The sequence below is a fragment of the Marinicella rhabdoformis genome (assembly GCF_009671245.1).
GTDB classification, from domain to species: domain Bacteria; phylum Pseudomonadota; class Gammaproteobacteria; order Xanthomonadales; family Marinicellaceae; genus Marinicella; species Marinicella rhabdoformis.
Genome location: NZ_VTFS01000008.1, coordinates 1 through 14,846 on the forward strand (window position 1 = coordinate 1; position 14,846 = coordinate 14,846).

Sequence of the window (14,846 nt, forward strand, 5' to 3'; positions counted from 1 at the left end):
GGTTTCAATAATGATTCAATGGTGCCCTCTGGTAGTTTAGCAAAAGCTTCATCAGTGGGAGCAAATACTGTAAAAGGACCATCACCCTTTAATGTATCAACTAAGTCTGCTGCTTTTACTGCCGCGACCAAAGTATTAAATGAACCGGCTGCTACTGCAGTATCAACGATGTCTTTTTGTTTGGCTTTGCCGTAACCACCTGCCATTGCATTGGCGCCTAATAAAGTAATGAAAAGCACTGTAGATAATTTATAAATTTTGTAAATAGTGTTCATGATTTGTCTCGTTTTAAAAGTTAATATTAATTTGAAGTCATACGTCCTTGTTCTCGGATCGTGCTGCATATATTAATCAGTGGGATGTCGTTCCAATGTGAGCAAGTGAAGAAAATGTGTTCACACAATTTTCACAGTGCAGAATTAAGCTAAATACTTTGAATACAGAGAACAATAATGATTTTACAAATATTAATGGTGGCAAGTATGGTCAGTGCAAAGAATACAGATGCATATTCAAATAGTTATGAGTTTAAGAACTTAAATGAACAGTATTATGGTGTGGTCAATGACAGTGTGATGGGAGGTCGGTCCGTCAGTCAGTTACGGGTTGGACAAGATGCGGCTGTGTTTAATGGTGTAGTTTCTTTAAAAAATAATGGCGGTTTTGCTTCGGTTCGAATGATCTGGCCATTCAGTGACAAAGTATCTGGGCAGTTCATCAAACTTAAAGTTTTGGGTGATGGAAAGGTCTATCAGTTAAGACTCAGAACTGATCGAGGTTTTGATGGGGCAGCTTATGCTCAATCATTCAAAACAGTTGCAGGAAAAACACAAACATTTACCTTCTCTGTAAGTGAATTTGTTCCAACTTATCGCGGCAGGGTATTGAGAAATATGCCTGAATTGAACCTTCGAAACGTCACGCAATTTGGTATCATGATGACGGATAAACAGGTGGGTGACTTTGAACTGTCATTGCATAAAATTAAAATAGTTGCTGAAATCTAACCCAGCATTGTGTGGCAAATAAAAATAAGTCCCTGTGTTAAGGCCCTATAGCTGTATATTCTAAAGAAATCCCTTGCCATATTTGGGTTGGCGCATAAGATAAACACTTTTGCGATTTTAACCGGATTGTCATGAGTGATTTTGTTGCTGATTTGATCAAAAAAGTGAAGCCTTCTGCCACCATTGCTGTGAGTATGAAAGCGGCTGAATTAAAACGAGCAGGTAAGGATGTGATAGGTTTGGGGGCAGGGGAACCTGATTTTGACACACCTGAGCATATTAAAGCTGCAGCCATAAAAGCAATTGAAGCAGGTCAAACAAAATACACAGCCGTGGATGGTACGCCTGAATTAAAACAAGCCATCATCGGCAAGCTATCTCGTGAAAACAAAGTCGAATACAAAGCCAATGAAATTTTGGTTTCTTGCGGTGCCAAGCACAGCATTTTTAATTTGCTCAGTGCGGTATTGAATGTCGGTGATGAAGTGATCATTCCTACACCTTATTGGGTTTCTTACCCAGACATGACTTTATTGGCTGGTGGTGAGTCAGTGATTGTTGAAACCACAGCAGCAGCTGATTTCAAATTAACAGCAGAACAGTTGTCTGCTGCCATTACCCCAAAAACAAAATTGGTGATGTTAAATTCACCGAGTAACCCAACAGGACGTGCTTACTCCAAAGCAGAACTACAAGCCTTGGGTGATGTACTGGTAGCCAACCCACATGTCATGGTTGCAACGGATGACATCTACGAACACATTTACTGGGGTGACGAACCGTTGGTAAATTTGGTGGCCTTGTGTCCAGAATTAAGGTCGCGTTGTGTCATCATCAACGGTGTCTCTAAAGCGTATGCCATGACGGGTTGGAGAATTGGCTATGCGGCAGGACCTGCTGATATCATCACAGCAATGCGCAAAGTACAGTCACAAAGCACATCTAACCCTTGTTCTATATCGCAAGCAGCAGCAACAGCGGCTTATGATGGGCCACAAGACTGTTTGGACGTGATGAAAGCGGCTTTCAAAGAACGTCACGATTATTTAATTGAAGCATTGAATGGTTTACCTGGCATCTCATGTCAGCCAGGAAATGGTGCTTTTTATGCCTTTCCAGATGTGAGCGAGGCGGTGACAAAGATTGAAGGCGTCAATGATGATGTCGAACTGGCAACCTGGTTATTAGAAGAGGCTGGTGTGGCTGTGGTGCCGGGTACGCCTTTTGGTGCCCCGGGTTATGTGCGTTTGTCATTCGCAACTTCAATCGACGTATTAAAACAAGCCATAAATAAAATGGAATTGGCTTTAACACAGGCCATCAGGTAAAGGTATGCAATATAAAATAGTTGTTCATTATGCTGAGTTGGCATTAAAAGGCAAAAACAGAAACGAATTTGTTAAGCGTTTGCGCAAGAACATGCGCAAGAAACTGGCCTCTATTGGTCATGACTGGGAAGTGAAATCAATTCATGACCGCATATTTGTTGAAGTCGGTGAAGTGGAAGAAGCAGTCTCTCAACATGCATTAACAGAACTGGCGCGCGTGCCGGGCATTGCTTGGATGAGTTTGGTGCACTGGTTTGATGAACAAAAGTACCGTTTTTTACGCACTTCAACACCCGAATTACAGCCGATTCACGATTTAATCACCAAACTGGCCAATCAGCATCATGTTGAAGGCCATTCTTTTGCTGTTCGCGTGAAACGGAGTGATAAAAATTTCTGCATGTCTTCACAAGATTTTGAGCGTGCTTTGGCTACTACCATTTTCAAGACCAGTCCGTGGAAAACAGTTAACTTAAAACATGCAGATCAATTCTTTTTTGTCGATGTCAGTTCAAGAGGCACTGCAGTTCATTTGAATAAAGTAAGGGGAACAGGTGGCTTGCCGGTTTCTTCTACTGGTAGGGTGTTGACCTTGTTGTCGGGTGGTTTTGACTCTCCTGTTGCTGCATGGTTGATGGCTAACCGAGGTTGTAATGTAGACTTTATTCACTTTTCTGCATCTCATCACAACATCAATGATGTTGAGGAATATAAAATCGCACGCATCGTTAAACAGTTAAGTGAAGTGACCGGTCGATCTCGTGTATTTATTGTGCCTTATACGCATTTTGATATGGCTTTATTGGAGCAAGACTTAGACTATGATTTGATTTTGTTTCGACGTTTTATGGCCAGGGTTTCTGAGCGAATCATGGACAAAATTGAAGCCGGTGCTTTGGTTACTGGCGATAATTTAGGACAGGTGGCCTCACAAACATTGGAAAATATCAACTCGATGAACCGTGCGATTGATGCACCTATCTTGCGTCCATTGTTAACTTATAACAAAGAAGAGATTATTGCCAAATCGACCGAGCTTGATTTGTTTGATTTGTGTCGAGAACCTTACAAAGACTGCTGTGCATTGATCAGTAAAAGCCCAAGAACCAAGTCAAAACATGTGATATTGGACAAAATGGAGCGTGAACATTTGTCAAACTATGAAGAATTAATTCAAGATACTTTGGATGAAACGACCACTTTGGTATATAACTTTGGTCAACTGGTCTTCAAGAAAGATGCTGGAGACGAAGACAGTTACATTTAATCCCTTAAATTAATGAAAGAGACAGTCCAAATAAGAACCATAGAGCCACAAGATAATGACGCTGTTAAGACATTGGTATTAGATGTCCTGGCAGAGCATGGTCTGGTGGGTGAAGGCTACGCAGGTGTAGATCCTGAAATGGATGACATGTATGGCAATTATCAACCTGAAAACTGTAATTTCTTTGTTGTAGAGCTGGATGGTCAAGTGTGTGGTGCTGGAGGGTATGCACCTTTGGCGGGAGATGCAGACCAAGCAGAACTGAGAAAAATGTATTTCAAATCCGAACTTCGTGGTTTGGGTCTCGGACATGAATTGATTGAAAAATGCATAACAGAGGCGAAAAGTAGTGGCTATAAAGGTATGTATTTAGAAACCACGCCTGCCATGAAAGTAGCACAAGCTTTATACCAAAAACATGGTTTTGAATTCATTACTGAACGCATGGGTGATACAGGGCATGGAGGTTGTGGTGTGTTCATGTATCGGAGCTTTGTTTGAAGCAGGCTTTACTCAGCTGTTTATATTTATTCTTGTTGGCTTGTTCGGGTCATCAACCCGCCAGTCACTTAAAAACCTTTTCAATCCATACTCAAATTTCACATTTACCATATCCTGTCAGTAACCACGCTGTGGCACAAACGGCATACCAAGGTGAAGTTCAATTCTTTTTTTTCAACGGTTTAACCAATGACAAAACACATGCCGATGTGACCAACAAAGCATGGGTATGGCGTGAAAAACAATGGCAAGCATTGACCGTGCCTAACAGCCAGCCAGCCGTTCTGGCATCAGTGGCTGCCTCTGTAAACAATCAAGTCTATTTATTTGGTGGCTATACCGTTGCCGCTGATGGCAGTGAAAAGTCTTCACCTTTGGTTTGGCGAATAGATGGCGATACCCTTGAGTGGCGGGCCATGCCTGAAATGCCAACGCCTGTTGATGACAGTGTGGCTTTGGTCTTTCAGAATCGCTATATCTATTTAGTCAGTGGTTGGCATGACGTCGACAATGTCGATTTGGTGCAGGTTTTTGATACCCTAGAAAATACGTGGCAGCAAGCCACACCATTTCCTATACCGGCTGTTTTTGGACATGCCGCTGCCATTGTAGGTAACCAAATGTTAGTTTGCGACGGCGTTAAAGTCATTTGGGAAAGTGAATCAAAGAAAAGGTTTGAGGCTTCACCCGTTTGTGCATTAGGAGCCATTGATGAGAATGACATCACTCAAATCAACTGGCAAGACATAAATCACTATTCAGGCGTTGCACATTACCGCATGGCAGCCGCCAGCGACAATCACTTCGCGGTTTTTGTTGGCGGCAGTGACAACCCCTATAATTACAACGGAATTGGTTATGATGGCGTGCCATCGCAAGCTTCATCTGGTATCAGGGTTTTTGATTTTAATACGAAAACCTGGCAAAGCAATGACAATCAACTATCACCCAATATGGATCATCGTGGTTTATTAAAAGCCCATGATGAATTCATTATTTTAGGAGGCATGAAAACAGACCAAGAGCTGTCGCCTCACATCATCAAATTTAATATAAAAAGCCTTAATTGAAAAGGGCAAAAAAAGACGGGAACTATGAAAATATTAAACAGAACCAAACAGGCCATTTTGGCCACAACCTTGATCAGTTCATTAGCCATGGCTGAACACAGAAATAACGATGAGCCTGTGCTTCATGGTGATGGACCTTGGCCGATGTTGCTATCCTACGATGACAAAGCCGATGTTTTAGCCATTAAAGAGCAGCATGATTTTTGGAAAATTGATGAAAAAAACAAAACGGTGTTGATGCTTGTAAAAAACTTTAATGAACATGAAGCATTGACAAAAGCAGGCTTTAATTTAACTGTTCATCAAAAATTAGAAAAACATTTTGCGCAGATTGAAGGCAGAAGTTGGGATGAAAACATCAAAGCCATTACCAATTTTGCTTGTTATCGGACTGTTGAAGAAACTTATGCTGACATGACAGACATGGAAAGCAATCACCCCAATATTGTTGAACTGGTTAATATTGGTCCTACATGGCATAAAACCCAAGCAAACAGTGATTTTGCTGGACATGACTTGCAAATAGTTAAAATCACCAACAAAATAAATGGCATTAACAATAAGCCTATTCTTTATGCAATGGGGTCGATTCATGCGCGTGAATATCCGCCGGCTGAGCTCGTGACACGATTTGCGGATTTTCTATTGGCTCAATATGGAACGGATGCAGACGTCACATGGTTAGTTGATCATCACGAGATTCATTTATTGTTACAGGGTAATCCCGACGGCAGAATCATTGCTGAGAATGAGCTCCAATACCATCAGAGAAAAAATTACAATGAAAACCATTGCTATCAAGGTTCTCATCAAGGTGTGGACATGAATCGGAATTTCAATTTTTTATGGAATCAAGGTACAGGTTCGAGTGGCCAACAATGTGGTGAAAGTTTTCGAGGTTTAACTGCTTTAAGTGAACCTGAAACTTTAGCCATTGATAATTACATCAAGCAACTGTTTTCTGATGACAGGCCTAATGACATAACAACACCAGCTCCTGATAACAAAATGGGAGTCTATTTAGATATCCACAATGTAGCAGGGTTAACTTTATTCCCATGGGGCTATTCTGATTTTGCCAATCCAGCACCCAATCATGATCAACTCATGACATTGGCTCGTCGCATGTCATATTTTACAGGTTACCGACCTGAACAGTCTAATGACTCATTGGGAGGTGCTGACGGGGCATCAGATGACAATGCTTACGGTACTTTAGGTGTGGCGGCTTATACCATTGAATTGGATGATCATGGAGATGGTTTTTTCTACACAGGTTGCGATACTTTTAATGAAACCATTTGGCCTGATAATCTGCCCGCATTAATTTATGCGGCCAAAGCATCTCGCCAACCATATATAGATTCGTCTGGCCCAACGATTGAGAACTTGCCAACTATACCTGTAGAAGGAGCTTCTGGTCAAAACTTAACTGTTCAGGGTTTGGCCACTGATTTGAATTTTTATCAAAATAACGGCACAGAAAGCACACAAAACATCACTGCGGTACAAGCTTATATTGGCACACCTCCTTGGGAAAATGGTGCGACTGCTGTGGCTATGGCTGCGCAAGACGGGTCATTTAACAGCAAGAGTGAGAACTTTACCGGACAAATTCCATTAACAGGTGTGCCCTCTGGTAAACAATTGGTATGGATAACGGCCACAGATGCTTCAGGTACTACGGGTGTGCCGTCAGCCTTTTTTGTTGATGTGGTGAATTCAGGCGATTTAGGTACTCTGAGTGGGACCGTAACAGAACTTGGGTCGAATGATCCTATTGAGTTGGCACAGGTCGCTTATGATGGTATACAAACTTCGACCAATGCCAATGGTTTTTATGAAATTCAAGCCACTTTCAGAACCGCAGATTTGATGGTTTCAAAAGCAGGCTACGAAGCCATGACCTTTAATGGTGTCTCTGTTGTGGCACAGCAAACAACGACTCAAAATGTGCAATTAATGCCGAAATGTGGTGACATTTCGAATGACCTGAATGCCTATAGCAGTTTCAATGATGCTGCTGCTGAGGGTTGGACAGCTGCTGCTGCTCAAGGAACAAATGATTGGCGGATTGAGGGTAATGACGGCGTCAGTAACAGTCCTGCTTTTGTTGCTACTGATGTGGGAGTAACCACTGATAAGTATTTGATTTCTCCAGAGGTCGCATTGGATCAAAATGCCACTTTGAGCTTTATGCACAAACATGATTTTGAAAGTAATAATGTAGACTATGATGGTGGTGTATTAGAGATAAGTATAGATTATGGAGAGAATTGGTCAGATTTGGGCAACCATATGACTCAAAATGGTTACAACGGTACACTGAGTTCAGGTGGCAGCAACCCATTGGCTGGTCGAGCAGCTTTTGTTGATAATCTGGGCAGTTTTCAAGAAGTGGTGGTTGATTTGTCTGGTTTTAATGGTCAAACAGTGCAGTTCCGCTGGCGCTTAGGTGAAGATGTGAATACAGGTGCAGGTGATTGGGTGATTGATGACATTGAATTGCAGGGATATCAATCTTGTGTTGTCGATACTGACTTGATTTTTGAAGATGGATTTGAAGCACCTTAAACTTCTGTTTTTATTGTTGTCTATTTCAGCCTCAAGTTTTGTGCTTGGGGCTGATGTGCTTGGTATGCCAGAAATCGAAGATTTCAAAGTCTATCCAATTGAACCCAGGAGTGGTTTTGAACCTTCTGGCTTAACCATAAAAGACGGCCAATTGTTCACGGTATCAGATAAAAGTAACAAAATTTACCGCATAGAAATTAAAGGAGATGTGGCCATGATGACGCCGTACCTTTCATTTGATGCCATAAAGCTTGGTGCCTTAGTCTTTGATTTAGAAGGATTGACAGTTGTAGATGATGATTTTTTCGTTGTCAGTGAAGCGCATCATCGGTTAGTTAGGGTGCAACCTGACGGTCAAATTTCTTGGGTGCCAGATGGTCCAAGCTTTTTTCCTGAGGCTCATAAGACGGGTTTGTTTCAAGTGTTTAATGCCTCTTTAGAGGCTGTGACTTATATGGGAGCTGGACGTTTTCTGATGGCAGCTGAACGACAACCCAGAGGATTGATAGAAGTACAATTAGATCAAAAGCTGTCACAAGTGGTTTGGCAAAAGAACCATGTTTTAAATACAACAGATCACGCGTTAAGCAAGGACAGGATTCCTGATTTAACTGGATTGTTTCACTTTAAAGGTGAGGTTTATGCCCTCCACCGCAATGCAGAATTAATTCATCAATGGGTAAAAGATGAAAGTGGGAATTATACAGAATCCAAACAATGGTCTTATGAGCACATTGTCAATGCCCCAGACAATCAGTACCAAAACACACAATTTGGTCATGCTGAAGGGCTGGCTGTAGATGATGAATATTTTTACATTGTGCTTGATAACAACAGAGGCCCAAAAGCCAAGCTAAAAAATGATGCTCGGCCATTGTTGATTGTTATCAAGAGAAATGATTAATTAACCTCAATGTCGATGTCAGCATCAAGTGGTGCTGTTGCTTTGATCTGAAACCTTTGTGAAACCACTGTATTGTCGGTGAGTATAAAAGGCTTTGGGATTTGCGTAGTGGGACGTTCAGGAATATCAAATTGAGGGTTCGACAATAAGTCAAACTGGTGACTGATGACTTGCCAATCAAACACATCACCATCTGCTAAAGTGACGTGCATGTTTAATTCTTTTTGACCATCCATATGGTATTCAATTAACCGACTGCCTTGGCGTATTTTGACTGGTGTGCCATTGATGGTGTAGCGTCCATTGATGCTCATTTGTTTTATGGTGATGTCAGTGTTGCTGTAGATTTGAACCAAGCTGCTGTGTTCATGGCCTTGATAAATGATGTTTTGTTTGCTGGGATTGTTATTTAATTTATCATTAATCACCGATATTTTTGCATGTTTAAGTGATACCGGATCGTTCGCAGCTTGAAGCTTCCTTGCCGCCTGTTTATGCGTGTCGATAAACCAGTCTGTGGTTTCTTTGTCTGAGGTTTGAGTAAAGTGGTCTTGATTCCAAGCATTGTCATTTCGATCAAAACTATAAAACCAGCCTTGTTCTTCATCAACATCATACAAGTATGACAAACTTGTGGGTAATGGTTTGTCTTCAGAAATGGAGTCATTGCTGTTGATCCAAAGGAATAAAGTAATAGGTAAAAACAATAAAAACCAGCTGTACTTTTTGTTGTGGTTAGCGAATATCGGGGCAAACATGCTTAAACAAGAGGTTAGCAGCAGTGCAGCAATCCACGTGCTTTTCAAACCAAGAGCAACAGGTAACAGGGTCAACAACAGGGCCAATATTAACAATCCCACAGTGGCAAACAATACAGCAAAACTGACGCCTGTTTTTTCATTTACTTGGATCACTAGCATCATTGTAAATGAACATATGACTGGCAGTAACAAGTAACTGGCGCCAGGCAGCTTGAGGCTTAATAAGCTGAATGCAATCAACCAAACAACAGCGGCAGGTAATCCACTTTCTGATTTTAAAACTTTATGCCTGTTACCATAAATAATAAAAGGTGCAACCAGAGCAGCTAAAAGTATGGCAAGTACATAACCATACCCCAAATAGGGGTAGCCTTGTAAAATGTCACTGTGCTCAGGGTTGAGCCACTGATACAGTATGTATATCATGCCGTACGATAAACCAGCACTTAATAAACAGCTGAGCAGCCAAGAGGTACTGGCAGTTTTGATTTCTGATCCTATAAGGAGTCCTGATTTTTTGCCAAGAATGACAACCAAGAATAACATGAACCAAGCCAAAATAATCAGCCCCCAGCCCATAGCAGCAGGCCAATTAACTAACCCTAAAACGGGTAAGGTGAAGTAAACATTGTCATTGTTACTGTAAGTTTCGCTTAGGTTGGTATTGGCGACAACAGGAAGCAAGGCTGAGAGCTGTAAGCCTTGGTGCATCAACGAATTATAAGACAAGTGTCTGACATCATCATTGATGGTGTGGTAATTAAAATGGTTGTCAATAAAGGCAAAATTCAACCCATTGATGCCTTTTTCTTCTTTAAAAACGGTCAGGTCCGTGTCATTTGGGAGCATTTTATAGACTTCATAAATCAACGAGGAAGTGACCGGGAATTCAACATCGGCTTCATCATATGCATTAATTAAAGCCGTAGTACCAGATGCGCTTTCTGGCCACATGATAGCTGGGCCTGAACTGCCTCGGGCTTCAAAGTTTAAAATCAAACCAATAGAATCGATTAAATGGTGTTGTTGAGCAAAGGCATGGGCACCCAATAATCCTAACTCTTCACCGTCTGAAAACATCACAATGATGTCATTTTCTCGTTCTGGATTGTTTTTTAAAAAGTGCCTCATTGATTCTAAAATAACTGCCACACCACTGCCGGCATCAGCAGCCCCTTTTGAATAGACTTTGGCAGAATCATAATGAGACAATAACATCAGTTTTTTACGTTCTTTGTCAGCTGAGTTTTTGCCAGGAAATAGCGCAATGATGTTATTCACTGGTGCAGCTTTTCTGATTTTTGCATTATATGCTTGGGTTTTTTGCAGCGTCACTTGCCCGCCCAATTGACTCAACTGTTCAGATAAATAACGCCGGTTAGCTACGTTGCTTTGGCTACCCGTTGGGTGAGGTTTGTCTGATATTTTATTTAAATGATTTAATGCGTTTTCAAGCCAAAATCCTTGATACATGAGGTCCTTGGGTGTTTGGGATGGATAACTGGATTGGTAAGTGCCGAAAATTAAGACGGCAAACAACAATATAAAAACAATATTTCTGATCATAATTAATCATTTATCAAAGTAACTAAAACTTTAACATAAGCAGGCTCTGATTGACATATCGTCAGGTCTGTTATCAAGTTGTATTTGGTTATGATAGAATATTTATTCATCCATTTTTTCGTGAATTATGGACGGGCAGTTATTGATTGGTGTGGTACAACCGCATGCCTTTGCGGTGATGATTTTAACAGTGGTGGCACTGTTCATGTTTGCGCGCGAGCAAATTCCATTGCAAACTTCCAGTTTATTTGTGTTGGTTGCGCTGATTGCTGTCTTTCACCTTTTCCCATTCATACAAGAAGATGGGAGCCTATTAGAAGCAAAAATATTTTTCCAAGGCTTTGCCAATGAAGCTTTAATCGCTGTTTGTGCCCTTATGGTGGCAGGACAGGCAATGGTACGCACAGGTGCGATGGAACCTATTGGTCGGTTTCTGGCCAGAATTTGGAAGGTTTATCCATCAATTTCATTGTTGTTAACATTGGTAATTGGAGCCACATTGAGCGCCTTTGTCAACAACACACCCATTGTGGTTTTATTGTTACCGGTATTGATTAATGTTTCTGCGCGAACTGGAACGTCTTCTACAGGTACGCTCTTGCCTATGGGACTGGCCACCATTTTAGGCGGTATGGCCACAACCATTGGCACTTCAACAAATTTACTGGTCATCAGTGTGGCTGAGGAAATGGGGATGCCAACTTTTGGCATGTTTGACTTTGCATTGCCCGTTGTGATGGTTGGCATTGTCGCGGTTATATATTTGTGGTTGATTGCGCCTCACATGATTCCACCCAGGGAAGCTGTGTTGAAAAATATTTCAGTCAGGGCTTACGCTGCTGAGTTACTTGTAAAAGAAGGTGGTTTTGCAGCGGGTAAGCATTTAGCAGAATTAAGGCAACAAGTTCATGGTCAACTGAAAGTGCAGCGCATCATCAGGGGAGAGGCCTCCATTACTGCTTTACCCGATGTTGAGCTGAAGGCAGGCGATAAACTGTTCGTCTCTGATACGCCTTTTGCTTTGAGGGAGTTTGAAACGGCCTTGGATTTGGATTTGGTATCTAGTGAAGAGTCGAATATTCAAGGCCCTTCAGAATTGATGGTTGAATTGGTAATTACACCACAATCTGCTCTGGAGCGTATGCGCTTGGGGGATGTTCGTTTGAGCAGTAAGTATGGATTGAAATTATTAGCGGTTAATTCTCATGGAGAGGAGCGTTTGGCTCAAAGTAAAGGGTTGAGTGACCTGGTACTGGTGGCCGGTGATGTGTTGTTGGTTGAAGGCAGTATTCAGTCGATTAATTTGTTGAAAAGCAGTCGTGATGTTTTGGTCTTGGATGGTCGTGAAGAACTGCCTTATACAAAAAAAGCACCTTTGGCTTTGATGATAATGGTAGGGATTGTAGGGGTAGCAGCCATGGATTTGATACCTATATATTTGAGTTCGGTTATAGGTTGTTTTTTGTTATTGATCACCAACTGTTTGAAATGGAGGGATGTAACACAAGCACTCAGTATGCAGGTGGTGTTAATCATTGTGGCGTCATTGGCGCTTGGTACTGCATTGATGGCAACTGGAGCGGCTGACTTTTTAGCGGATCGGTTTGTTTTGATTACTCATGGCGCCTCTCCCGCTGTGATTTTGGGGAGTTTAATGTTTGTTATGGGAGTTTTTACGAACGTCATTTCAAACAATGCAGCTGCAGTCATAGGAACGCCCATCGCCATCAGCTTGGCCCAGAGGCTGGGTATGCCAGTAGAGCCGTTTATATTGGCTGTTTTGTTTGGTTCAAATTTAAGTTTTGCTACACCCATAGCCTATAAAACCAATTTATTGGTGATGAATGCCGGTGGCTATCAATTCAAAGATTTTATGAAAGTGGGAATTCCGTTGTTTGTGATTATTTGGATCATGTTAACCATTATTTTGTCGTGGGTTTATCAATTGTGGTGAGAATATTCGGACAAGCAATTTTTATAAAATTTTGTTAGACTAACCGCTACGTCAACCTACAAAATTATATGGAAGGACAATTGTTGGCCAACGCGGCCCAACCACATACCATCGGTGTGATGCTATTAACTTTGGTAGCACTGTTTCTATTTGCCCGTGACAGCATACCTTTACAAACTTCAAGTTTGTTTGTTTTGTGTGCCTTGATTCTGGGGTTTCATATCTTTCCATACACCCAAAGTGATGGCACGGTTTTTCCTATTAAAACATTCTTTCTTGGCTTTGGAAATGAAGCATTGATTGCTGTTTGCGCCTTGATGGTGGCAGGACAAGCTTTGGTTAGAACGGGTGCGATGGAGCCGATTGGTAGATTTTTGGCGAAGATTTGGAAAGTCAGCCCTTCAGGTTCATTACTCTTGACTTTAATAACGGGTGCCGTATTGAGTGCCTTTGTTAATAACACGCCTATTGTGGTGCTTTTATTACCTGTTTTAATCAGTGTGTCCTTGCGAACAGGTCAGCCAACCTCAGGATTGTTGCTGCCTATGGGATTGGCAACTTTATTGGGAGGTATGGCAACCACGATTGGTACATCTACCAACTTATTGGTGGTTAAAGTGGCTGAGGACTTAGGCGTGCCTGAGATAGGTATGTTTGACTTTTTCTTGCCTGTGGCGATCACAGCGTCAGTGGCTATTTTATATTTGTGGTTGATAGTGCCCAAAATTTTACCTGACAGGCAACCACCATTGGGTGATACTTCGCCGCGGGTATTCTCTGCAGAAATAAGAATCAATAAAGGCGGTTTTGCAGACCAAAAAACATTGGCAGATGTACGTGCAAAATTTGATGGAAAAATCAACATTCAAAGGATTGTTAGAGGAGAGGGTTTGTCAATTGCGACCTTGCCTGATGTGATTTTAAAGGCAGGTGACCGTTTGGTTGTGTCGGATACGGCTGATGAATTACGTGAATATGAGATTGAGTTAGGTGGTGCTTTATATTCAGGTGAAAAAGAAGTCGATGAATTACATCCTTTATCTGCAGGTGATCAGTCTATAGCTGAACTGGTTGTCACTTCTGGTTCTTTGTTGGATCGTGTGCGGGTGGGTGATGCCCGCTTGAACAGTAAATACAATTTAACCCTTTTGGCTGTCCATTCTCACGGTAAAGAAACCACAGCCAATACCAAAGGGATCGATGATTTGATTTTTAGACCCGGTGATGTGTTGCTGGTTCAGGGTACGGTAAAGGCCATTCAAGAAGTAAAGAAGGCTGGTTCTTTGTTGGTTTTGGACGGGGGTGAAGAATTACCCCATACCAAAAAAGCACCACTGGCTTTGGCTGTGATGGCAGGGGTTGTGGGTTTAGCTGCCTTTCGTATCATGCCGATTTCAATCAGTGCAGTTTTGGGTTGTTTTGTTTTGATCGCCACAGGCTGTTTGCGTTGGCGTGATGCCACACATGCCTTGAGTGCACAGGTGATTTTTATTATTGTCGCATCTTTGGCATTGGGTTCGGCTTTGATGGCTACTGGAGGGGCCGATTTCTTGGCCAATGTGTTCGTGGTTTCTACCCAAGGGTTGTCGCCAGGTGTGGTATTAGGTATTTTAATATTTTCAATGGGCATCATGACCAATGTGGTTTCAAATAATGCGGCTGCAGTGATTGGTACCCCGATTGCTGTCAGTATCGCGCAACGATTGGGTATGCCAGTAGAGCCCTTTGTTTTGGGTGTGTTGTTTGGTGCCAACCTCAGTTATGCGACTCCTATGGCATATCAAACAAATTTATTGGTGATGAATGCCGGTGGGTATAAGTTCATAGATTTTGTAAAAGTAGGTGTGCCGTTGATGATCATTACCTGGGCCATGTTAACGGGTATGTTAACCTGGGTGTATCATTTATACTGAT

At 41.8% G+C, this 14,846-nt stretch carries 11 protein-coding genes; 9 read left to right on the top strand and 2 right to left on the bottom strand.

Translation table 11 applies throughout. From position 1 onward, the window contains the following. The coding region (locus FET73_RS15420; protein WP_179952321.1) for a fasciclin domain-containing protein at positions 1-206 on the bottom strand (206 nt) is incomplete at its 3' end. Between the two features lie 246 nt (positions 207-452). Between FET73_RS15420 and FET73_RS14070 the strand changes: the two genes are divergently transcribed. The 7 genes from FET73_RS14070 to FET73_RS14100 all read left to right on the top strand — a co-directional run bounded on the left by FET73_RS14070 (position 453) and on the right by FET73_RS14100 (position 8,651). Next, a complete protein-coding gene (locus tag FET73_RS14070; protein ID WP_154224613.1) occupies positions 453-1,007 on the top strand; it encodes a CIA30 family protein in 555 nt (184 codons plus the stop codon). A 131-nt stretch (positions 1,008-1,138) separates the two neighbouring features. Beyond that, the gene (locus FET73_RS14075; protein WP_154224614.1) at positions 1,139-2,335 is read left to right on the top strand and encodes a pyridoxal phosphate-dependent aminotransferase; all 1,197 of its coding nucleotides are present in this window, start codon (positions 1,139-1,141) and stop codon (positions 2,333-2,335) included. Between the two features lie 4 nt (positions 2,336-2,339). Further along, positions 2,340-3,602, top strand: coding sequence for a tRNA uracil 4-sulfurtransferase ThiI (thiI, locus tag FET73_RS14080; protein WP_154224615.1), 1,263 nt, complete (start codon positions 2,340-2,342; stop codon positions 3,600-3,602). 12 nt (positions 3,603-3,614) lie between these two features. Further along, entirely contained in the window at positions 3,615-4,103 is a 489-nt protein-coding gene (locus tag FET73_RS14085) for a GNAT family N-acetyltransferase (protein ID WP_154224616.1), read from the top strand. Continuing rightward, entirely contained in the window at positions 4,100-5,173 is a 1,074-nt protein-coding gene (locus FET73_RS14090; protein ID WP_179952310.1) for a Kelch repeat-containing protein, read from the top strand. Before FET73_RS14085 ends, FET73_RS14090 begins: the two co-directional genes overlap by 4 nt. Positions 5,174-5,197: 24 nt before the next feature. Then, a complete protein-coding gene (locus FET73_RS14095) occupies positions 5,198-7,747 on the top strand; it encodes a M14 family zinc carboxypeptidase (RefSeq protein ID WP_154224618.1) in 2,550 nt (849 codons plus the stop codon). Next, positions 7,728-8,651, top strand: coding sequence for an esterase-like activity of phytase family protein (locus tag FET73_RS14100; RefSeq protein ID WP_154224619.1), 924 nt, complete (start codon positions 7,728-7,730; stop codon positions 8,649-8,651). The genes FET73_RS14095 and FET73_RS14100 overlap by 20 nt, the downstream gene beginning before the upstream one ends. Here the strand turns inward: FET73_RS14100 and FET73_RS14105 are convergent. Continuing rightward, entirely contained in the window at positions 8,648-10,978 is a 2,331-nt protein-coding gene (locus FET73_RS14105; RefSeq protein ID WP_154224620.1) for a M28 family peptidase, read from the bottom strand. The genes FET73_RS14100 and FET73_RS14105 overlap by 4 nt on opposite strands. Before the next feature lie 127 nt (positions 10,979-11,105). Between FET73_RS14105 and FET73_RS14110 the strand changes: the two genes are divergently transcribed. Both FET73_RS14110 and FET73_RS14115 read left to right on the top strand, forming a co-directional pair. Next, entirely contained in the window at positions 11,106-12,932 is a 1,827-nt protein-coding gene (locus tag FET73_RS14110) for an SLC13 family permease (RefSeq protein WP_154224621.1), read from the top strand. A 68-nt stretch (positions 12,933-13,000) separates the two neighbouring features. After that, entirely contained in the window at positions 13,001-14,845 is a 1,845-nt protein-coding gene (locus tag FET73_RS14115) for an SLC13 family permease (RefSeq protein ID WP_154224622.1), read from the top strand. Position 14,846: the final 1 nt, after the last annotated feature.

Bases quoted from the DNA above. Each gene is read 5' to 3' on its own strand.
- FET73_RS14105 (WP_154224620.1), bottom strand. From the start codon at position 10,978: ATGATCAGAAATATTGTTTTTATATTGTTGTTTGCCGTCTTAATTTTC.
- FET73_RS14070 (WP_154224613.1), top strand. From the start codon at position 453: ATGATTTTACAAATATTAATGGTGGCAAGTATGGTCAGTGCAAAGAAT.
- FET73_RS14100 (WP_154224619.1), top strand. From the start codon at position 7,728: ATGGATTTGAAGCACCTTAAACTTCTGTTTTTATTGTTGTCTATTTCA.
- FET73_RS14085 (WP_154224616.1), top strand. From the start codon at position 3,615: ATGAAAGAGACAGTCCAAATAAGAACCATAGAGCCACAAGATAATGAC.
- FET73_RS14075 (WP_154224614.1), top strand. From the start codon at position 1,139: ATGAGTGATTTTGTTGCTGATTTGATCAAAAAAGTGAAGCCTTCTGCC.
- FET73_RS14095 (WP_154224618.1), top strand. From the start codon at position 5,198: ATGAAAATATTAAACAGAACCAAACAGGCCATTTTGGCCACAACCTTG.
- thiI (WP_154224615.1), top strand. From the start codon at position 2,340: ATGCAATATAAAATAGTTGTTCATTATGCTGAGTTGGCATTAAAAGGC.
- FET73_RS14115 (WP_154224622.1), top strand. From the start codon at position 13,001: ATGGAAGGACAATTGTTGGCCAACGCGGCCCAACCACATACCATCGGT.
- FET73_RS14110 (WP_154224621.1), top strand. From the start codon at position 11,106: ATGGACGGGCAGTTATTGATTGGTGTGGTACAACCGCATGCCTTTGCG.